We start from the raw sequence: 20,296 nt of genomic DNA on the forward strand, positions 1-20,296 counted from the left end.
CATGCGCCTGAACCGGATCGTGCTCCCCACCGTGCTGGTCGTCGTGGCGATGGTCGTCCAGGTCAGCGTGCTGGCCCGGCTGCACCTGCCGGGCGCGGTGCCCGACCTGCTGCTGCTGACCGTGCTGGGCCTGGCCATCAGCTACGGCCATGTCGCCGGCTGCCTCATCGGCTTCTTCGCCGGACTGCTCGCCGACCTCGCGCCGCCCGCCGACCACGCGGTGGGCCGCTACGCGCTCGTGCTGTGCGTCGTCGGCTACGCGGCGGGCCTGGTCAAGCCGGAGAGCGGCAGGCTGCGCACCGCCGCCGGGCCCATGCTCGTCGTCATCGGCGGGGCCGTCGCCACCACGCTGCTGTACGCGGGCGTCGGCAGCCTCGTCGGCGACACCGCGGGCGCCCATGTGGGCCTCGCCAAACTGGTCCTCACCGCGGCGATCTACGACCTGCTGCTCGCGCCCTTCGTGGTGCCGCTGGTCATGGCGATGGCACGGCACTTCGACCACGACCCGATGTCCGAGGACGTCTCCGGCGGCTACGGCGGCGGCCGGGCCGGACGCATCAGGACCGGTCTCGCCGCACCCCGCGGCGGACTGTTCGGCAGGGGCGGCACGATGGTCAGGGGGGCCAGGCGATGAGCGGCAACATCCCGGAGACCGGGCGCACCACCCGGGTGACGATCCGGCTGGTCATCCTGCAGATCCTGGTCGTGTCGCTGCTGCTCACGCTCGGCGGCCGGCTGTGGTTCCTGCAGATCCGCAACGGCCAGCAGTACGACGAGAAGGCCGCGAGCAACCACATCCAGCAGGTCGTCACCTCCGCCGTCCGCGGCGCCATCCTGGACGACCGCGGGGTGCCGCTCGCCGACAACGAGACCAAGCTCGTCGTCTCCGCCTCCCGCACCGACCTGCTCAAGCAGGCCGACGACGGCACCGCCGTGCTCACCCGGCTGGCCGGGGTGCTGGGCCTGACGCCGCAGGAGGTCATGGACAAGGTCCGGCTGTGCGACGCCAAGACGCCCAAGCCGTGCTGGAACGGCTCGCCCTACCAGCCCATCCCGATCACCGACTCGGCCACCACCCAGCAGGCCCTGCAGATCATGGAGCGGCGCGAGGACTTCCCCGGCATCACCGCCGAGCCCACCGCCGTACGCCGCTACGCCGGGCCCTTCAAGTCCAACGCGGCGCAGGTGCTCGGCTACCTCGGCCCGGTCACCGACGACGAGGTCAGCGCGTCGGAGAAGACCAAGGCGCCGCTGCTGCGCTCGGACCAGATCGGCCGCTCCGGCCTGGAGAGCGTCTACGACGACCAGCTGCGCGGCACCGCGGGCGTCACCCGCTACGAGGTCGACAACCTCGGCCGCGTCATCGGCAAGGCCGGCGACACCCCCGCCCAGCCCGGCAGCAACCTCGTGACCAGCATCGACGCCCGCGTCCAGGCGGTCACCGAGAAAGAGCTGAACGACGCGATGGTGGCCGCGCGCAAGACGTACGACACCGTCACGCACAAGAACTACAAGGCCGACTCCGGCGCCGCGGTCGTCATGGACAACCACACCGGCCGCATCATCGCCATGGCGAGCCTGCCCACCTACGACCCCAACGAGTGGGTCGGCGGCATCTCCGCCAAGGCGTACAACGCGCTGATCGACAAGAAGTCCGACTACCCGCTGCTGAACCGGGCCATCCAGGGCCAGTCCGCACCGGGCTCGACCTTCAAGGTCATCTCCACCAGCGCCGCCATCAACGCCGGCTACGAGCCCGACGGCAAGTACATGTGCTCGTCCTCGATGCAGATCGGCGACCGCACCTTCCAGAACTTCGAGAACGAGAACTTCGGCTACATCTCGCTCGGCCGCGCCCTGGAGGTCTCCTGCGACACCGTCTTCTACGGGGTGGCGTACCAGGAGTGGCAGAAGGACGGCGGCACCAACCCCAAGCACCCCAAGGACTGGTTCTTCAAGACCGCCCACCAGTTCGGGCTGGGCGCCAAGACCGGTGTCGACCTGCCCGGCGAGGTCACCGGGCGCGTCCCGGACCGGCAGTGGGCCTCGGACTACAACGACGAGATGCACGACTACTGGTGCCGCACCGCCGCCCAGCACAAGAACGACAAGCAGAAGAGCCTGGTGGTCGAGAACTCCATCGAGAAGTGCGCCGACCACAACGTGATCCGCGCCGGTGACTCCGTCAACTACGCGATCGGCCAGGGCGACACGCTCGTCACGCCGGTGCAGATGGCCCGCGTCTACGCGGCCCTCGCCAACGGCGGCACCCTCTACCAGCCGACCATCGGCAAGGCGATCGTCAGCGCCGACGGCAAGACCGTCACCCCGATCGCGCCCAAGGCCACCGGCAAGCTCCCGGACACCAAGGCGACCCTGAAGTACATCGACAACGCGCTGGCCGGCGTGGTCACCTCCGGCACCGCCGACTGGAAGTTCGGCGGCTGGCCGCAGGACAAGATCCCGCTGCACGCCAAGACCGGTACGGCCGAGGTCTACAACAAGCAGACCACGTCCTGGTTCGACACGTACACCAAGGACTACACGATCGTCATGACGATCTCCCAGGGCGGCACCGGCTCCGGCGCCTCCGGTGAGGCCGTCCGGCGCATCTACGAGGCGATGTACGGCATCACCAAGGACAGCGCCACGATCGACCCGAAGAAGGGCCTCATGCCCAAGCCGGTGAGCACGCTGCCGAAGATCTCCGACGACGGCGTCGTGACGCAGGCCTCGTACACCGTGCCCGCCACCGACCAGTTCACCGTCCCCGCCGGCGGCCCGGCGACCTCGGGCGGCGCCGCCCCCGCCGTCGCCGCGCTCGGCCCCGGCCGACCGGAGAAGCTGCTGCTCGGCAGGAAGTACTGGTCATGACCGCATCCGGCTACGCGAGCGTCCCCCGCTACACCCCCGAGAAGTCCACCCTCGGGAAGATCCTCGCGCGCGACTCGGTCTTCCGCCGGATGGACTGGGTGCTGCTCTTCGCGGCGCTGATGCTCACCGGCATCGGCACGCTGCTGGTCTACTCCGCGACCCGCGGCCGCACCAACCTCACCCACGGCGACCAGTACTACTTCCTGATCCGGCACCTGATGAACGCCGGGATCGGCACCGCCCTCGGCATCGGCACGGTCGTCATCGGCCACCGCCGGATGCGCGACGTCGTGCCCTTCTACTACGGGCTCGCGATCCTCGGCATCCTCGCGGTGCTCAGCCCGCTGGGCTCCACCGTCAACGGCGCGCACTCCTGGATCGTCATCGGCGGCGGGTTCTCGCTCCAGCCCTCGGAGTTCGTCAAGGTCGCGATCATCGTCGGGATGGCCGTCGTGCTGTCCGCCCGGGTCGACGCGGGCGACCGCGAACACCCCGACCACCGCACCGTCCTGCAGTCCCTCGCGCTGGCAATGCTGCCCATCCTCATCATCCTGCTGATGCCGGACCTCGGCTCCGTCATGGTGCTCGGCGCGATCGTCCTCGGCGTCCTGCTCGCCTCCGGCGCGCCCAACCGCTGGGTCTTCGGCCTCATCGGCTCCGGCATCGTCGGCGCCGTCCTGGTCTGGCAGCTCGGCATCCTCGACAAGTACCAGATCGACCGCTTCGCCGCCTTCGCCAACCCCGCGCTCGACCCCTCCGGCGTCGGCTACAACACCAGCCAGGCACGTATCGCCATCGGCTCCGGCGGCCTGCTCGGCAAGGGCCTCTTCCACGGCGGCCAGACCAGCGGCCAGTTCGTCCCCGAACAGCAGACGGACTTCGTCTTCTCCGTCGCCGGCGAGGAACTCGGCTTCGTCGGCGCGGCCTTCATCATCGCCCTGATCGGCGTCATCCTCTGGCGCGCCTGCGCGATCGCCCGCGGCGCGACCGACCTCTACGGCACGATCGTGGCCGCGGGCGTCGTGACCTGGTTCGCCTTCCAGTCCTTCGAGAACATCGGCATGACGCTGGGCATCATGCCGGTGACCGGCATCCCCTTGCCCTTCGTCTCCTACGGGGGGTCGTCGATGTTCGCGAACTGTATTGCCATAGGGCTCCTGCAATCCGTGAAGATGCAAAGACCCATGTCCGCGTAGGGGCCGTTTCCGGGGGCGCCCGGGAGGCGCCCCCACGCGCCCCGGAAAACGCTTGCCCGGCCAGGGCACGGGTAGCGTCAACCGTATGGGTGCCGAAGCCGGCCGCACGGCCACCTCGTACCTGGAAGCCCAGCGCGCAGCGCTCCACGCGCTGGACCCCAAGGTCCGCCGCGGCGAGCCGGACGCCGTCCACAAGATGCGGGTCGCCACCCGCAAAGCCCGCAGCGCGCTCAAGAGCTTCCGCCCGGAGCTGGCCCGGTCCGCCACCGAACCGCTGGCCGCGGAGCTGAAGTGGCTCGCCGCCGAGCTGGGCGCCGAACGCGACCGCGAGGTCCTCGCGGAGCGGCTGGCGCTCCGGTGCGCGGAGCTGGAGCAGGGGGCGGGGTCGGCGCCCCCCGGCGCCGTCCGCGGGCGGCTGCACGCGCTGGGCACGGGCAGCGCCCTCGCGGCGCACGCGGCGGTGCTGCGCACGCTCGACGGCGCCCGGTACGCAGCGCTGCTCGGCGCGCTGGACGCGCTGACGTCCGCACCCCCGTACCGCGAGGCGGCGGACCGCCCCGCGGGGCCCGCCGCGGAGGCGACCGTACGGCGGGACATGGCGCGGCTGCGCTCACGGATGGCCGCGGCGCTCGCGGCGGCCCCCGGCGCGGCGCGCGACACCGCGCTGCACGAGGCCCGCAAGGCGGCCAAGCGGGCGCGCTACAGCGGCGAGGCGGTGCGCCCGGTGCTGGGCGGCGCGGCGAAGGCGCACTCCGTGCGGATGAAGCGGCTCCAGGAGGTGCTGGGCGAGCACCAGGACAGTGTGATGTGCCGTACGGCCCTGGAGGGCGCGGTGGCGCGGGCGCGCGCGGCGGGGGAGGACCCGGGGCCGTACCGGGCGATGGCGCGGGCCGAGCGGTCGCTGGCGGCGCAGGCGCGGGCGGAACTCCCCCGGGCGTGGGCGCACGCGGACCGGGAGGCGCGGGCGGCCGGGTACTCTTGAGGGTCACCCGTCCCCGTCGGGGCGCGTCGCCGCCCCGGGACCACCGCCCACCGTCAGCTGATGAAAGTCGCCGAGATGCCTGTCGAGTCGGTCTTCCCGCGCTTGGAAGCACTTCTCCCGCACGTCCAGAAGCCGATCCAGTACGTGGGCGGTGAGCTGAACTCCACCGTCAAGGAGTGGGACGCCACCGATGTGCGCTGGGCGCTGATGTACCCGGACGCGTACGAGGTGGGGCTGCCCAACCAGGGCGTCATGATCCTCTACGAGGTGCTCAACGAGCGCGAGGGCGTGCTCGCGGAGCGCACGTACAGCGTGTGGCCGGACCTGGAAGCGCTGATGCGCGAGCACGGTGTGCCGCAGTTCACGGTGGACGCGCACCGCCCGGTGCGGGCCTTCGACGTCTTCGGCCTGAGCTTCTCGACCGAGCTGGGCTACACCAACATGCTCGCCGCGCTCGACCTGGCCGGTATCCCGCTGAACGCGGCGGACCGCACGGTGGACGACCCGGTGGTGCTGGCGGGCGGGCACGCCGCGTTCAACCCCGAGCCGATCGCCGACTTCATCGACGCGGCCGTGATCGGCGACGGCGAGCAGGCCGTGCTGGAGATCACCGACGTCGTCCGCGCCTGGAAGGCCGAGGGCCGGCCGGGCGGGCGCGACGAGCTGCTGCTGCGGCTGGCGCGCACCGGCGGGGTGTACGTCCCGCGCTTCTACGACGTGGAGTACCTGGCCGACGGCCGGATCGCCCGGGTCGTGCCGAACCGCAGCGGGGTGCCGTGGCGGGTGTCCAAGCACACCGTCATGGACCTCGACGAGTGGCCGTACCCGAAGCAGCCGCTGGTGCCGCTCGCCGAGACCGTGCACGAGCGGATGTCGGTGGAGATCTTCCGCGGCTGCACGCGCGGCTGCCGCTTCTGCCAGGCCGGGATGATCACCCGCCCGGTGCGCGAGCGCTCCATCACCGGCATCGGCGAGATGGTCGAGGCGGGCCTGAAGGCGACCGGCTTCGAGGAGGTCGGCCTGCTGTCGCTGTCGTCCGCCGACCACAGCGAGATCGCCGAGGTCGCCAAGGGCCTGGCCGACCGCTACGAGGACGACAAGATCGGCCTGTCGCTGCCGTCCACCCGGGTCGACGCCTTCAACATCGACCTGGCGAACGAGCTGACCCGCAACGGCCGCCGCTCCGGTCTGACCTTCGCCCCCGAGGGCGGCTCGGAGCGCATCCGCAAGGTCATCAACAAGATGGTCTCCGAAGAGGACCTGATCCGTACGGTCGCGACCGCGTACGGCAACGGCTGGCGGCAGGTGAAGCTCTACTTCATGTGCGGCCTGCCCACCGAGACCGACGAGGACGTGCTGCAGATCGCCGACATGGCCAAGCGCGTCATCCAGAAGGGCCGCGAGGTCACCGGGCAGAACGACATCCGCTGCACGGTCTCCATCGGCGGTTTCGTGCCCAAGCCGCACACCCCCTTCCAGTGGGCGCCGCAGCTCGGCGTCGAGGAGACCGACGCGCGCCTGGAGAAGCTGCGCGACGCGATCCGCGGCGACAAGAAGTACGGCCGCAACATCGGCTTCCGCTACCACGACGGCAAGCCCGGCATCGTCGAGGGCCTGCTCTCCCGCGGCGACCGCCGCGTCGGCGCGGTGATCCGCGCGGTCTACGAGGACGGCGGCCGCTTCGACGGCTGGCGCGAGCACTTCTCCTACGACCGCTGGATGCGCGCCGCCGACGCCGTCCTCCCGGCCGCCGGCATCGACCTCCCCTGGTACACCACCCGCGAGCGCACCGCCGAGGAGGTCCTGCCCTGGGACCACCTCGACTCCGGCCTCGACAAGGACTGGCTGTGGGAGGACTGGCAGGACGCCCTCGACGAGACCGAGGTCGAGGACTGCCGCTGGACCCCCTGCTTCGACTGCGGCGTCTGCCCCCAGATGGACACCCACATCCAGATCGGCCCGACAGGCAAGAAACTCCTCCCCCTGAGCGTCGTCAACTCCCCGGCCGGCGCGCCCGCGGGGCAGTGACGCAGCTCAGACGGGCGTGATCCCCTGTGCCCCGCCGCCGTGGCGGAGCACGGGGGAGGTGACGCCGCGGTCGTCGATAGGAGCCCGCCGACCTGTGCGTTCGTTGTCGAGTGGCGGGGTGGGGCAGGGCTGGGACCCTGGGGGGAGGGGGATGTCGCGACGGGAGGAATCCGGTCATGAAGCTGCGCCAGCTCCCGCCCCGGGTGGCCACCGGGGCTTTCGTCCTGCACTCGGGACTGCAGAAGTGGAAGGGTGACGAGGCCACCGCCGAGATGCTGCACGGGATGGCCTGTGGGGCGTATCCGGTGTTCCGGAAGCTCAGTCCGCGGCAGTTCCTGCGGGTGCTGTCGTGCGGGGAGATCGCCACGGGGTCGCTGCTGCTGGCGCCGTTTGTGCCGGGGGCGGTGGCCGGGGCGTTCCTGACCGGGTTCTCCGGGGCGCTGCTGGGGCTCTACGGGCGCACGCCCGGGATGCGGGAGCCGGGGAGTGTCTGGCCGACGCAGAACGGCATCGCGCTGGCGAAGGACTCCTGGATGTTCGGTGTGGGCCTCGGGCTGCTCGCCGACGACGCCACGTCCTGCGGCTGTGGCTGCGGGCGCCGCTGCCGCTGTCACCGCTGAGCGCGCGCCGCGGGCCCCGTCAGGGGTGACGGGGCCCGCGGCGGGTGGGGGTCAGGAACGGCGGGTGCCGTAGGTGGTGGGCGGGGGAGTGGGGGTGGGTTCGCAGGTCACGGGGATGGTGACGGTGCAGGGGAGGGCGCCCGAGGGGTTGCTGGAGCAGGTGGCGCCGGGGGTGGTCGTGGTGGCGGAGTTGGTGAGGGTGCCGTTGCCCGCCGGGTGGTCGTAGCCGTCGCCGCGGACGGTGACCGAGTAGGTGATCGTCGCGCTCGCGCCGGGTGCCAGGTCGCCGGTCCAGGTGAGGGTGGAGCCGGTGACGGAGGCGGTGCCGGTCGTCGCGGAGACGTCGCCGTCGTAGGTGGCGTCGTCCAGGACGCCGCTGAGGTCGTCGGTGACCTGGGCGGCGGTGAGCGGGGTGGTCCCGGTGTTGGTGACGGTGAGGGTGTAACTCACCTTCTGGCCGGGTTCGGCGGAGGTCGCGTCGGCGGTCTTGGCGATGTCCAGGCCGGGCTGCGCCGGGCCTTCCACGGGCACGGTCGCCGAGGACTCGTTGGAGTCGACGTCCTCGCCCGCGGAGCCGGTGGCGTGCGCGGTCGCGGTGTTGGTGAACTCCGTCTTCCCCGCGACGTCCTCGTCGGTCAGCGTGTGGCTGCCGGTGCAGACCATCGACGAGGTCGGGGTGCCCATCGGGCCGAGGGTGTCGCGCGGGCAGGTGATGCCGGTGACGTCGGGGTCGGTGACGCTGACGCCGGTGAGCGTCGTCGGCCCGGTGTTGGTGACCAGGAACTGGTACGGCACGGTGTCGCCCGCGTGCAGCGTGCCCGGGTCGGTGCCGGGCGGGTAGGCCGTGGTCTTGACCAGGTTGAGCTGGTCGACGGGCACCTCGGAGGACGCGGTGAAGTTGCGGATCAGGTGGGTGTCGGTGAGCCCGCCGGTCGAGCCGGAGAAGCCCAGCTTGTACGTGGGGGGTGCCTTCTCCGTCATCTGGTGGGTCAGCACGGTCTGGAAGCCGTTGCCGTCGTGGAAGTCGATCTCGACGGTGACGAGCGGCATCACGTCGGGGCTGACGCTGATCCGCACGGTGCGCTGCGCGTCGTCCGGTGTGCTGCCGGGGCCGCGCAGGCTGCCGGGCAGCGTGGTGACGTAGCCGGACGGCTGGGTGGCGTCCGGCGTGATCGTGGAGGCCAGGAAGCAGTAGCCGTTCAGGTCCTGGCCGGGTCCGCGCAGCGTCACGGTGTCCGGGACCTGGGCGGGCGGGTTTGCCTGCACGGGGGAGACCTCGGGGGGCTGGCAGCCCAGGCCGCGCTGCTCGCCGTCGTTGACGAAGTTGCCGTACGCGTCGAGGCCGACGCCGAGGTAGCCGCCGTCGACGCCGGGCTCCAGGTTGCGCTGGGCGTAGCCGAGCGAGCCGCCGGTCGCGCCCGCGGACGTCAGGTCGTGGGCGCCGTCGACGAGGAAGAAGCCGATGCCGTCGGCGCCGTTGCCGCCGTACTGGTACTGGTCGAACTGCACCTCCAGGCCGCCGTTGCCCGGCAGCGGGCGGTTGTAGACGATGCCGCCGACACGGTAGTTGCCGTTGTCGGTGAGCTGGAGCCAGCCCGGCGTGACACCGGGCGTGGGCACCGGCGGGGTCGTCTGGTCGGCTTCCGTGCACGGCCCGGTGGTGGACTCGCCGGCCGGGGGCGCGGTGGTGGCGCCGGTCAGGCAGGTGGTGTCCAGCGGCTGGAAGCCGGGGTCGGCGACCGAGGTGCCGCTGAAGGTCTCGTCGAGCAGCAGGGAGCCGCCCTGCCGGGTGGCCCGGGGGCTGCCGCCCCCGCGGGTGGGCGTGTGCGCGGACGCGCGCGCCGGGGCGGGCATCTGCCGCTGGGCGTGCGCGGGCGCGTGGACGGGAGGGCGTACGGCGGTGCGCGGCATCCCGATGTCCCGCGCGCCCGGCGCCGCCAGCGCGGTGGGCGCGGCGGCGAGCAGGCCCACGCACGCGAGGGCCGTCCCCACCGCCGGTCTCCACCCGCACACCGGGAAGTAACGTTTGGTCGTCATGCGACGACGTTACGTATCCGAGTGGTGCGGGTCGCCGGACGCGCCGTGCCGGGCGCCGGGGCTGCCGCCGTCCGACGTACCGGCGCGTCCCGTCACGAGGAGAGCGCCGCCATCAGGGTGCGCATCGCCGGGACGAGGTCCTTCGCCTGTGCGGTGGTGTCGATGACGGGCGGACGGGAGGCGATGTCGGGCTCCGGGCCGCGGGCCGGATCCCAGTCGTTCGTCCCGGTCAGCGTCAGCGTGAAGACGGCCCCGCCGTGCCGTACCCCCAGCGACTGGCGGAACTGCGAGCTGACCAGGTTCGCCCGGTCGCCCAGGCCGCGCGGGTGGGACGTCCGCTCGGCGATGTCCACGACGAGGAATCCCGCCCCGGGGATGTGCGGATGCGCCCCCACGGCGTCGCCGGTCGCGTCGAACTCCGTACTGGGGTCGGTCTTCTTGTGCAGGTCCACGGTCACGGAGACGGTGTAGGTGGACGTCCAGCCGTCGCCGCCGTCCTGCCGGTCTGCGGTCAGCTCGCACTCGACGTGGTCCAGCGCCGCGCTGTGCGCGATCGTCGGCTGCGTCTGGCCGAAGGCCTGGGCGTCCAGGTGGGCGGTGAGCGGCCGCAGGTTCAGGTATGTGCAGGGGTTGCGGTCGCCCACGTGGTAGCCGTGCAGGTCGGGCGCGGAGGCCCGGCCGTACCCGGTGCCCGCGAGCGCCCCCGCCCATACGGCCGAGGTCACCACGGCCGCGCACGCCGCCCACACCCACGGGCGGTCCCGGAGCCGGAGCAGCAGCGGCCTCAGCCGGGGCGGGCGGGGCGGGCGGCCGCTGCCGCTGAGCACCTCGGTGCGCGGGTCCGTGCCCGGGTCCGCGTCCTCGCCGGACCGGCGTGCGAAGGGCAGGCGCGGCTGCTCCGCGAGGGGGTTCGTGCCGGGCGCTGCGGGGGCGTCCTCGCCGCCTTCCATCTCCGGCTCGCTGATCACGCGGTCGCCCCCCGTCGCCGTCCCCGCCCGTGCCCGCGTTCACCATAGGTGCCGCGGGCGGGGCTCGGGGAGGGGGCGTCAGCGGGCGGCCAGCGCCAGCCGCGCGCCCAGCGTCACGAAGGAGCCCGCGAAGACCCGCCGGGCCCACGTCAGCACCCGCGGCCGCGCCACGACCTGCTGCCGCACCGACGCGGCCAGCAGCCCGTACCCGGCGAAGACCGCGAACGTCATCAGCATGAACACCCCGCTCAGCACCAGCATCCGACGGGCCGGGTGCGGGTCGTCGTCCCGTACGAACTGCGGCAGGAAGGCGAAGAAGAACAGGGTCAGCTTGGGGTTGAGGAGGTTGAGCAGCACCGCCGACCCGATCACGCGGACGGCGGGCCGCTCGGGCGCGCCGTCCCCGTCGCCCGGCACGACCAGCGCGTCCCGGTCCCGCAGCGTCGACCAGGCCATGACCAGCAGCCACCCCGCCCCGGCGTACGTCAGCGCGTGGAAGGCGAGCGCGCTGGTGTGCAGCAGCGCGGCCACCCCCGTCACGGTGGCCAGCACGTGCGGCACGATCCCGAGCGTGGACCCGGCCGCGGCCACCACCCCGGCCCGCCGCCCGTGCGCGAGCGCGGCGGACAGCGTGTAGACGACCCCGGTCCCGGGCGTCAGGCACACGACGAGGGCGGTGAGGAGAAAGGCGGTACTCATGGCGACTCCGTTACGGGGAAGGGCCGTTGCTCGGCCGGACGGGGCCCCGGGGCGACGGCGCGCGGGGCGGCGACTCCGCCCGCCGGGCGGGATGCCGTGGCCGGTGCGGGAGGCGGCTCCACCCGGCGGGCGGGGACTCGGGGCGAGGGTGCGGGGGTGGCCCGCGGCACCACCCTGCTGCCACAATGGCCCGGTGAACAGGTCCAAAGGGCAGCCTCTCGACCGGTCCATACCGTCCACCGGCAGCACGCCGGGCACGGACTTCCTCCAGCTCGACATCGCCACCGCACCGCCCGGCGGACGCGCCGCCTGGCTCGCCGCGGAACTGCGCCGCGCGGTCGGCGACGGACGGCTCCCGCTCGGCGCGCGCCTGCCCGCCACCCGCACCTTCGCCGCCGACCTCGGCGTCTCCCGCGGGGTCGTCACCGAGGCCTACCGCCGCCTCGCCGAGGACGGCCACACCGTCGCGGACGGCCGGGCGGGCACACGGGTGGTCGCGGCGCCGCTGACGGCGCAGGCCGGCGGGCCGACGGCCCCCGGGCATCCGCCCGCACCGGCCACCGGCGCCACACCCTTCGACGGGACACCCGGCTCCGACGCCTTCGACCGGCTCCGCGCGGCGCCCGCCCGGATCGACCTCTCACCGGGCGCGCCCGACCTCGCCGCCTTCCCCCGCGCCGAATGGCTGCGTGCCGAACGGGCCGTCCTCACCGACCTCCCCGCCGCCGACCTCGGCTACGGCGACCCGCGCGGCGCCCCCGCCCTGCGCCGCGAGGTCGCCGCCTGGCTCGCCGGGAACCGCGGCATCCGCGCCGACCCGGACGACGTCGTGATCGTCGGCGGCACCGCCCAGGCGCTCGGCCTCTTCGCCCAACTCCTCGCCGCCGACGGCATCGACACCCTCGCCTTCGAGGAACCCGGCTCCCTCGGCGTGCGCCAGCACCTCGTGCGCGCCGGGCTGCGCACCCCGCCCGTCCCCGTCGACGCCGACGGCCTGCGCGTCGACGCGCTCCGCGCGAGCGGCGCCCCCGCCGTACTGGTCACACCCGCGCACCAGTTCCCCACCGGCGTCGTGCTCGGCGGACGCCGCCGCCGCGCCCTCCTGGACTGGGCCGCGCACGACGGCGGGCTCGTCGTCGAGGACGACTACGACGCCGAACACCGCTACGACCGCCCGCCCGTCGCCGCGCTGCGCGCACTGCTCGCCGACCACGTCTGCTACACCGGCAGCGTCTCCAAACTCCTCGCGCCCGCGCTGCGCATCGGCTGGGTGCTCGTGCCCGCACGGCACCACGACGCGCTCGTGGAGGCCAAACGATTCGCCGACCTCGGCACCGCGACCCTCCCGCAACTCGTCCTCGCCCGTCTCATGCGGACCGGGGCGCTGGAGCGGCAGTTGCGGCTGCTGCGCCGCAGACACCGCAGGCGCAGGGACGCGATGGTCGCGGCGCTGCGCGAGATGCTGCCCGGGGCGGTCGTCCACGGCGCCGCCGCCGGACTGCACATAACCGTCACGCTGGAGGCGTACGGGGTGGGGTCCGACGCGGAGGTCGCGGCGGCGGCGCTCGGGCACGGGGTGAAGGTGCATCCGCTCTCCTGGCACCGCCAGTTGCCCGGCCCGCCGGGCCTCGTCCTCGGGTACGCGGCCCGCACCCCGCCCGACATCACCGCGGGCGTGACCGCCCTCACCCGCCTCCTCACTGCGTGAGGCTTCCGCGGCGGCGCCGCGGGTTGCCTCCCGCGGTGGGGCGCGCGATCGTCCGCCGGTGATGGGCTGAGCGCGCAGTTCCCCGCGCCCCCGAAAAACGAGTGCCCTCGCCCGCAAAGCCTGCGCCCCCCCCGCAGGGGGATGCGCCCGTCAGGGCTTGCGTATGCCACGCAGGGGGACAAACCAGGGGCGCGGGGAACTGCGCGCTCAGCCCCTACCGGGGGAGGGTCGCGCAACCCACCGCAAGAGGCTGTTGGGGGCGTATCCGCCGGGTGGGCGCGGCTGTTACGTTCACGGGGTGGTGGGGGAACAGGAGGCGCCGCCCGCGGGCGAAGGGTGTCTGGTGGTCGCGGTACGCGTACCCGTACGCGTCGTGACCTTTGCCGTCGTGCTGCCCGTACGCCTCGTGTGGGACGCCCTGCTCGCGGTGGCGCGCGCGTGCCGCGAGGCGTTGCGGTGGACGTGGCGCCGCGTGGTGCTGCCGGTGCTCTACGCCGTCGGGCGCTACCTCTTCGTCGTGCCGCTCGTCGCGTTCTTCCGGTACGTCGTGCGGCCGGTCGCGGTGGCGGTGTGGCGGTGGGGGCTCGTGCCCGTGGCGCGGGCGGTCGATGCCGTCGCGGGCTTCCTGTGGCACCGGGTGACGGTGCCGGTCGCGCGGGCGATGGGTGCGGCGGTGCGGTTCCTGTGGGGCCGGGTCACGCTGCCGACCGGGCGCGCGCTGCGCGCGGTGCTGCGCTTCCTCGGGACGTATCTGCTGGTGCGGCCGGGCACGTTCGTGTGGCGGTGGGCGGTCGTGCCGGTCGGGCGGGCCGTCGGGTGGGTGCTCGGCCTGGTGTGGCGGGGCGTGGTCCTGGTGGCGCGGGCGGTCGGGTGGGTGCTGGGGCTGGTGTGGCGGGGCGTCGTCGTGGTCGGGCGGGCGGTCGGGCGGGCCGTGGGGTGGGTGTTCGCGTGGGGGGTGCGGCGGCCGGGCGGCGCGTTGTGGCGCCGGGTCGTGGTGCCGCTCGCGCGTGAGCTGTGGGCGGCGCTGTGCTTCGCGTGGCGCGGCACCGCGTTCGTGTCGCGTGCGCTCGGCCGGGCGCTGCTCTGGGCCGCGCGGGTGCTGATCGCGGAGCCGGTGGCGTGGGTGTGGGGCTGGACGGGCGCCCCGGCGCTGCGCGCGGCGCGGGCGGCGGGGCGCTGGTACCGGCGGGCCGTGTGGCGGCCGGTGGCGGACGCGGTGGCCGAGGCCCGCAGGACGGTGCGGCACGTGCTGTTCGGCGCGCAGCCGCGCGAGCCCGTACGGCGCGGGGCGGAGCCGAAGCGGCTGCCGTGGGAGGACGACGACCGGCGCTGACCGGCCGGTCGGGCGGGCGTGCGGCGACGGCGTACGGCCGCGCGGCGTAACCTTGGACGCGACGACGTCCGCCGACTCCTCGTAGGGACTGAACGACACTGGGCAAGCGACAGCCCGAAGGCCCGCCGCCCGCGCCGACGGTGCAGCGCATCAGGTTGCGCTACACCAAGCGGGGCCGCCTCCGGTTCACCAGCCATCGTGACTTCCAGCGCGCCTTCGAGCGGGCCCTGCGCAGGGCCGAGGTGCCGATGGCGTACTCCGCGGGCTTCACCCCGCACCCCAAGGTGTCGTACGCCAACGCCGCACCCACGGGCGTCGGCAGCGAGGCGGAGTATCTGGAGATCGGCCTGTCGGCTTCCCGCGACCCGGAGAAGCTGCGGATCCTGCTGGACGAGTCGCTGCCGCCCGGTCTCGATGTCGTCGAGGCCGTCGAGGCCCGCACGCCGGGTCTGGCCGAGCGCCTGGAGGCGTCGGTGTGGCAGCTCCGGCTGGACGGTGTGGAGCCCGCCGACGCCCGTCGGGCGGTCGCGGCGTTCCTCGCCGCGGACACCGTGGAAGTACAGCGCAGCACGAAGAACGGCATCCGCACCTTCGACTGCCGGGCCGCGGTCACGCGGTTCGAGGTGGTCGAGGAGGACGGAACCGCCGCTGTCCCGGGCGCGCCGCGCCCGGGTACCGATACGCCGCAGGACCGCGCCTGTGCGATACTGCGGCTGGTTGTGCGGCACCTGACACCTGCCGTACGGCCCGACGACGTACTGTCCGGCCTTCAGGCGACGGCCGACCTCGCGCCGCCGGTCCCCGCAGCGGTGACCAGGCTGGCGCAGGGGCCGCTCGCCGAGGACACCGGAACGGTCACCGACCCGCTCGCGCCCGATCGCGACGCCGCGGCGGTGCCGGCCGGTACCGCGTAGCCGCGTCGTCACGCGCGTCGCCGACGCACCAGGGAGCCACCCGGGTCCGGCGCCGCTGACCACATGAGACTTTCGTCGGCCCCCGCACGGGCGGCCGACGAGCGACACAGCAAGCTCCCGTGCGGCGCCCGCGCCCCGGAGGGCGGCAACCGCGATCCAAGCGGCATGCCCCTTCCGAACTGGACGCGGCGCCCGGGAGCGCGACGGGAGCACTGCCCGAATGCCCGACCAGAACGAGACGAACGAGAAGCAGGCCGCCGGCGCCGACACGCCCGCGGAGGCGGCGCCGCCGCGCCGCCGCCGTGCCGCCTCCCGCCCCGCGGGACCGCCGGCCGGCACCGACACCACCCCGGAGACCGAGGCCGAGGCCGCCCCGGCGCGGCGCCGTACGCGCAAGACCGCGGCGGCCGCCCCCGAGACCCCCGCAGAGGCGCCGGCCGAGGCCGCCGCCGAGGGCGAGGAGCCCGCGGCCCCCAAGCGCCGCCGCGCCACGCGCAAGGCCACCGCCCCGGCTGCGCCCGCCGAGCCGGAGACGGCCGAGGCGCCCGAGCAGCAGGAGGAGGCCGCTCCTGCGCCGCGTGCCCGGCGGCGTGCGACGCGCAAGGCGGAGAGCCCCGCCGCGTCCGCCGAGCCGGAGACGGCCGAGGCGCCCGAGCAGCAGGAGGAGGCGGCTCCCGCGCCGCGCACCCGGCGGCGTGCGACGCGCAAGGCGGAGAGCCCGGCGGTCGCCGAGGAGGCCCCCGCCGAGGAGGAGGCCGCGCCGAAGAGCCGTCGCGCCACCCGCAAGGCCACCGCCCCGGCCGCGTCCGCCGAGCCGGAGACGGTTGAGGCGCCCGAGCAGCAGGAGGAGGCGGCTCCCGCGCCGCGTGCCCGGCGGCGTGCCACCCGCAAGGCGGAGAGCCCCGCCCCCGCGGCCGAGCCGGAGACGGCTGAGGCCCCCGCCGAGGAGGAGGCCGCGCCCAGGACCCGCCGCGCCACCCGCAAGACGGAGAGCCCGGCGGTCGCCGAGGAGGCCCCCGCCGAGGAGGCCGCCCCCGCGCCCCGTACCCGGCGGCGCGCCACCCGCGCGGCGTCCGCCCCCTCCGCCGAGACGGCCCCGGCCCCGGCCGCCGAGTCCGCTCCCGCCCCGGCGGCTGCCGCTGCCGAGCCCGCCGAGCGGCCGCGGCGGACGCGGAAGAAGGCCGCCCCCGCCGCCACCTTCTCCGCCGGTGACTCCTCCCGGCGTCTGAAGCCCGGCGCGCTGGCCCCCCGCGAGGAGGAGCCCGCGGCCGCCCCCGCCGCCGCGCCCACGACCGACGCCTACACCGGCCGCGCGCTGCGCGACGGCGACGGCTGGGCCGTCGAGGTCGACGACGCCTACGAGATCCGCGGCTACGGCGACACGCCCGAGGAGGCCGCCGCGATGGCGGTCACCGCCATCGCCGACGCCTTCGGCATCCCGGCCGAGCGCGTGGTGCTCGACGTGCGCACCGAGCCGGAGCCGCCCGCGCGCGGCCGCCGCCGGGCCGCCGCACCGGCGACCTCGCTGTTCCAGCCGCCGGTCTTCGTCGCGCCGACCCCCGCGCCCGCCGTCGAGCGGGCCGAGCGGACGGAGACGCCGGAGGAGCCGGCCGCCGAGGAGTACGAGGGCGGCGGGTCGCGCCGCCGCCGGCGCCGCCGTGGCGCTGCCGCCGTGGAGGAGGCCGCGCCCGAGAGCGTCGAGATCACCGAGGACGCCGAGCCCGAGGACGTCGAGGAGGAGGCCGAGGCGGAGGACGCCGAGGGCGACGGCGAGGGCCGTCACACCTCCCGGCGCCGCCGTCGCGGTGGCCGCCGCCGTCGCCGCGGTGACGCCGCCGACCACGCCGAGGACGGCGAGGGCGGTTCCGACGAGGACGACGACGAGCACGAGCACGACGGCGACGAGGCCGAGGAGTCCGACGAGCACGAGGACGGCCACGCGCAGGGCGGTTCCGGCGGGAGCAGCAGCAGCCGGCGCCGTCGTCGCCGTCGTCGCCGCAGCGGTGACGCGGGCGCGGACGACGCGCACGCGGGCGACTCCGACGACCCGGAGCGCACCGTCGTCAAGGTCCGTGAGCCGCGCCCGCAGCAGGAGGCGGCCGGTACCGGCGCCGACCAGGTCCAGTCGATCAAGGGCTCGACCCGTCTGGAGGCCAAGAAGCAGCGCCGCCGGGAGGGCCGCGAGCAGGGCCGCCGCCGGGTGCCGATCATCACCGAGGCGGAGTTCCTGGCGCGCCGCGAGGCCGTCGAGCGCGTCATGGTGGTGCGGCAGAACGGCGAGCGCACCCAGATCGGCGTGCTGGAGGACAACGTCCTCGTCGAGCACTACGTCAACAAGGAGCAGGCCACCTCGTACGTCGGCAACGTCTACCTGGGCAAGGTGCAGAACGTCCTGCCGTCGATGGAGGCCGCCTTCGTCGACATCGGCAAGGGCCGCAACGCCGTGCTCTACGCGGGCGAGGTCAACTTCGAGGCGCTCGGCCTGTCCGGCGGCCCGCGCCGGATCGAGTCCGCGCTGAAGTCCGGCCAGCCGGTGCTGGTGCAGGTGACCAAGGACCCGATCGGCCACAAGGGCGCCCGGCTCACCAGCCAGGTCAGCCTGCCCGGCCGCTACCTGGTCTACGTGCCCGAGGGCTCGATGACCGGCATCAGCCGCAAGCTGCCCGACACCGAGCGGGCCCGGCTCAAGACCATCCTCAAGAAGATCGTCCCCGAGGACGCGGGCGTCATCGTGCGCACCGCCGCCGAGGGCGCGAGCGAGGACGAGCTGCGCCGTGACGTCGAGCGCCTGCAGGCGCAGTGGGACGACATCCAGCGCAAGGCCAAGCAGGGCGGCGGCTCCAACGCGCCGACGCTGCTGTACGGCGAGCCCGACATGACCGTGCGGGTCGTCCGCGACATCTTCAACGAGGACTTCTCCAAGGTCATCGTGAGCGGCGACGACGGGTGGGAGACCATCCACGACTACGTCGCGCACGTCGCGCCCGACCTCGTCGACCGGCTGTCGCGCTGGACGTCCGAGACGGACGTCTTCGCGACGTACCGCATCGACGAGCAGCTGCTCAAGGCGCTGGACCGCAAGGTGTGGCTGCCGTCCGGCGGTTCGCTGGTCATCGACAAGACCGAGGCGATGGTCGTCGTCGACGTCAACACCGGCAAGTTCACCGGGCAGGGCGGAAACCTCGAGGAGACCGTCACCCGCAACAACCTGGAGGCGGCCGAGGAGATCGTCCGCCAGCTGCGGCTGCGGGACCTCGGCGGCATCGTCGTCATCGACTTCATCGACATGGTCCTGGAGTCCAACCGCGACCTGGTGATGCGCCGGCTGCTCGAATGCCTCGGGCGGGACCGCACCAAGCACCAGGTGGCCGAGGTCACCTCGCTGGGCCTGGTGCAGATGACCCGCAAGCGGGTCGGGCAGGGCCTGCTGGAGTCCTTCTCCGAGACCTGTGTCCACTGCAACGGGCGCGGTGTCATCGTGCACATGGACCAGGCCACGACGGTGGGCGGCGGTGGCGGCAAGCGCAAGCGCCGCGGCGGCAAGACCGGCGCGGACGCGCAGCCCCACGAGCACGAGCACGTCCACGAGACGGAGGCCGCCGAGGCCGTCGAGGCCGACGAGGTGCCGGAGCTGGAGCCGATCGAGGTCGGCGAGTCCGACCTCGTACCGGCCGTCGGCGACCCGGAGGAGGAGTGGTTCGGCACGGCCGCCGAGGCGGAGGCCGCCGCGAACCAGTCGCGCGGCCGCACCCGGCGGCGGGGCGCCCGCAAGGCCACCGCGCCCGCCGGTGCGCCCGCCGCGGTGTCCGGTACGCAGGAGGAGCCCGCGGTCGTCGTGGTGCCGGTGAGCGAGCCGGACGTCGAGCCGGCCGCCGCGCTGCCCGAGCCCGAGGTCTCGACCGAGCCCCCGGCCCGTACGAGGCGCCGCGCCACCCGCAAGGCGACGGCCCCGGCCGGTGCGCCGGCGGCGGCGGAGGAGGCGGCCGTCGTGGTCGTCGCCGAGGCCGCGGCCCCCGCCCCGGCGGCGGCGCTGCCCGAGCCCGAGGTCTCCACGGAGCCCCCGGCCCGTACGAGGCGCCGCGCCACCCGCAAGGTGACCGCCCCGGCGGGCTCCCCCGCGGCGGCGGAGGAGGCGGCCGTGGTCGTCGTCCCGGCGACGGCTCCCGCTGCTCCCGCCGCTCCCGCGGCCGAGCCGGAAGCCGCCGAGGCCCCCGCCGCCGAGGCGGAGCCGAAGAAGCGGACGCGCAAGGCCCCGGCGAAGAAGGCGGCCGCCAAGAAGACGGCGACGAAGAAGGCCGCGGCCAAGAAGACGACGACGAAGAAGGCTGCCGCGAAGAAGACGGCGACCCCCGCGGAGTAGCCCTCCGCGGAGGGCGGTGCCCTGCTCACCCTGCGGCGTGGAGGCTTCCTCCGCGGCGCAGGGTGAGCGTCTTCAGGGGCGCGGCAGCGGGCGATTTGACCCGCGGCGGAGCCGCTACGTAAAGTTGACCCTCGGCGTTTCACGCCCATCTCCTGAGCACATTCCTTCCGGCCCGGCCGGTCGAGGCCTCCCGTCGAGCACCGTGGGACGGCTGGCATCAGGGGTTCCGCATCGAGCAGAGAGTGAGTTCCGCGTGTACGCGATCGTGCGCAGCGGTGGCCGCCAGCACAAGGTGGCCGTCGGCGACATCGTCGAGGTCGACAAGATTTCCACCGGCAAGGTCGGCGACGCCGTCGAGCTTTCCACGCTGCTCGTGGTGGACGGCGAAGCCGTCACCAGCGACCCGTGGGTGCTGGCCGGCATCAAGGTCCAGGCCGAGATCGTCGACCACCACAAGGGCCAGAAGATCGACATTCTGCGCTACAAGAACAAGACCGGCTACCGGCGTCGCCAGGGTCACCGCCAGCAGTACACGGCGCTGAAGATCACCGGCATCCCCGCCGCGGCTGCGAAGTAA

Annotated in this window: 14 protein-coding genes; 11 read left to right on the forward strand and 3 right to left on the reverse strand. The window is 74.2% G+C overall.

Annotation, left to right across the window (positions count from 1 at the left end; all coding sequences use genetic code 11):
* Position 1 precedes the first annotated feature (1 nt).
* From mreD to ACWERV_RS29970, 6 genes are all read left to right on the forward strand, one after another.
* The gene (mreD, locus tag ACWERV_RS29945; protein WP_452938950.1) at positions 2-634 is read left to right on the forward strand and encodes a rod shape-determining protein MreD; all 633 of its coding nucleotides are present in this window, start codon (positions 2-4) and stop codon (positions 632-634) included.
* Entirely contained in the window at positions 631-2,874 is a 2,244-nt protein-coding gene (gene mrdA, locus ACWERV_RS29950) for a penicillin-binding protein 2 (RefSeq protein ID WP_452938953.1), read from the forward strand. The genes mreD and mrdA overlap by 4 nt, the downstream gene beginning before the upstream one ends.
* Positions 2,871-4,070, forward strand: coding sequence for a rod shape-determining protein RodA (rodA, locus tag ACWERV_RS29955; protein WP_452938955.1), 1,200 nt, complete (start codon positions 2,871-2,873; stop codon positions 4,068-4,070). Before mrdA ends, rodA begins: the two co-directional genes overlap by 4 nt.
* 85 nt (positions 4,071-4,155) lie before the next feature.
* Positions 4,156-5,052, forward strand: coding sequence for a CHAD domain-containing protein (locus ACWERV_RS29960; protein WP_452938956.1), 897 nt, complete (start codon positions 4,156-4,158; stop codon positions 5,050-5,052).
* 75 nt (positions 5,053-5,127) lie between these two features.
* A complete protein-coding gene (locus ACWERV_RS29965) occupies positions 5,128-7,080 on the forward strand; it encodes a TIGR03960 family B12-binding radical SAM protein (RefSeq protein ID WP_452938999.1) in 1,953 nt (650 codons plus the stop codon).
* A 176-nt stretch (positions 7,081-7,256) separates the two neighbouring features.
* Positions 7,257-7,700 (forward strand): hypothetical protein, encoded by a 444-nt coding sequence (locus ACWERV_RS29970; protein WP_452938959.1) that lies wholly within the window; start codon positions 7,257-7,259, stop codon positions 7,698-7,700.
* Between the two features lie 51 nt (positions 7,701-7,751).
* Here the strand turns inward: ACWERV_RS29970 and ACWERV_RS29975 are convergent, their stop codons facing one another.
* The 3 genes from ACWERV_RS29975 to ACWERV_RS29985 all read right to left on the reverse strand — a co-directional run bounded on the left by ACWERV_RS29975 (position 7,752) and on the right by ACWERV_RS29985 (position 11,404).
* Positions 7,752-9,737 carry a DUF7507 domain-containing protein gene (locus ACWERV_RS29975; protein WP_452938962.1) on the reverse strand — a complete coding sequence of 662 codons (1,986 nt, stop codon included), beginning with the start codon at positions 9,735-9,737 and terminating at the stop codon, positions 7,752-7,754.
* A gap of 92 nt (positions 9,738-9,829) precedes the next feature.
* Entirely contained in the window at positions 9,830-10,705 is an 876-nt protein-coding gene (locus ACWERV_RS29980) for a hypothetical protein (RefSeq protein WP_452938965.1), read from the reverse strand.
* Positions 10,706-10,783: 78 nt separating this feature from the next.
* Entirely contained in the window at positions 10,784-11,404 is a 621-nt protein-coding gene (locus tag ACWERV_RS29985) for a LysE family translocator (RefSeq protein WP_452938968.1), read from the reverse strand.
* A gap of 193 nt (positions 11,405-11,597) precedes the next feature.
* Here ACWERV_RS29985 and pdxR point away from each other — a divergent pair, with 193 nt between their 5' ends.
* From pdxR to rplU, 5 genes are all read left to right on the forward strand, one after another.
* Complete coding sequence (pdxR, locus tag ACWERV_RS29990; RefSeq protein WP_452938970.1) at positions 11,598-13,112, forward strand: MocR-like pyridoxine biosynthesis transcription factor PdxR; 1,515 nt, start codon at positions 11,598-11,600, stop codon at positions 13,110-13,112.
* 298 nt (positions 13,113-13,410) lie between these two features.
* The gene (locus tag ACWERV_RS29995; protein WP_452938973.1) at positions 13,411-14,445 is read left to right on the forward strand and encodes a hypothetical protein; all 1,035 of its coding nucleotides are present in this window, start codon (positions 13,411-13,413) and stop codon (positions 14,443-14,445) included.
* Between the two features lie 140 nt (positions 14,446-14,585).
* Positions 14,586-15,359: a TIGR03936 family radical SAM-associated protein gene (locus ACWERV_RS30000; RefSeq protein WP_452938976.1), complete on the forward strand. Its 774-nt coding sequence runs from the start codon at positions 14,586-14,588 to the stop codon at positions 15,357-15,359.
* 220 nt (positions 15,360-15,579) lie between these two features.
* A complete protein-coding gene (locus ACWERV_RS30005) occupies positions 15,580-19,719 on the forward strand; it encodes an Rne/Rng family ribonuclease (protein ID WP_452938979.1) in 4,140 nt (1,379 codons plus the stop codon).
* 253 nt (positions 19,720-19,972) lie between these two features.
* The gene (gene rplU, locus ACWERV_RS30010; RefSeq protein WP_031514535.1) at positions 19,973-20,296 is read left to right on the forward strand and encodes a 50S ribosomal protein L21; all 324 of its coding nucleotides are present in this window, start codon (positions 19,973-19,975) and stop codon (positions 20,294-20,296) included.

This window comes from Streptomyces sp. NPDC004031 (assembly GCF_053604375.1).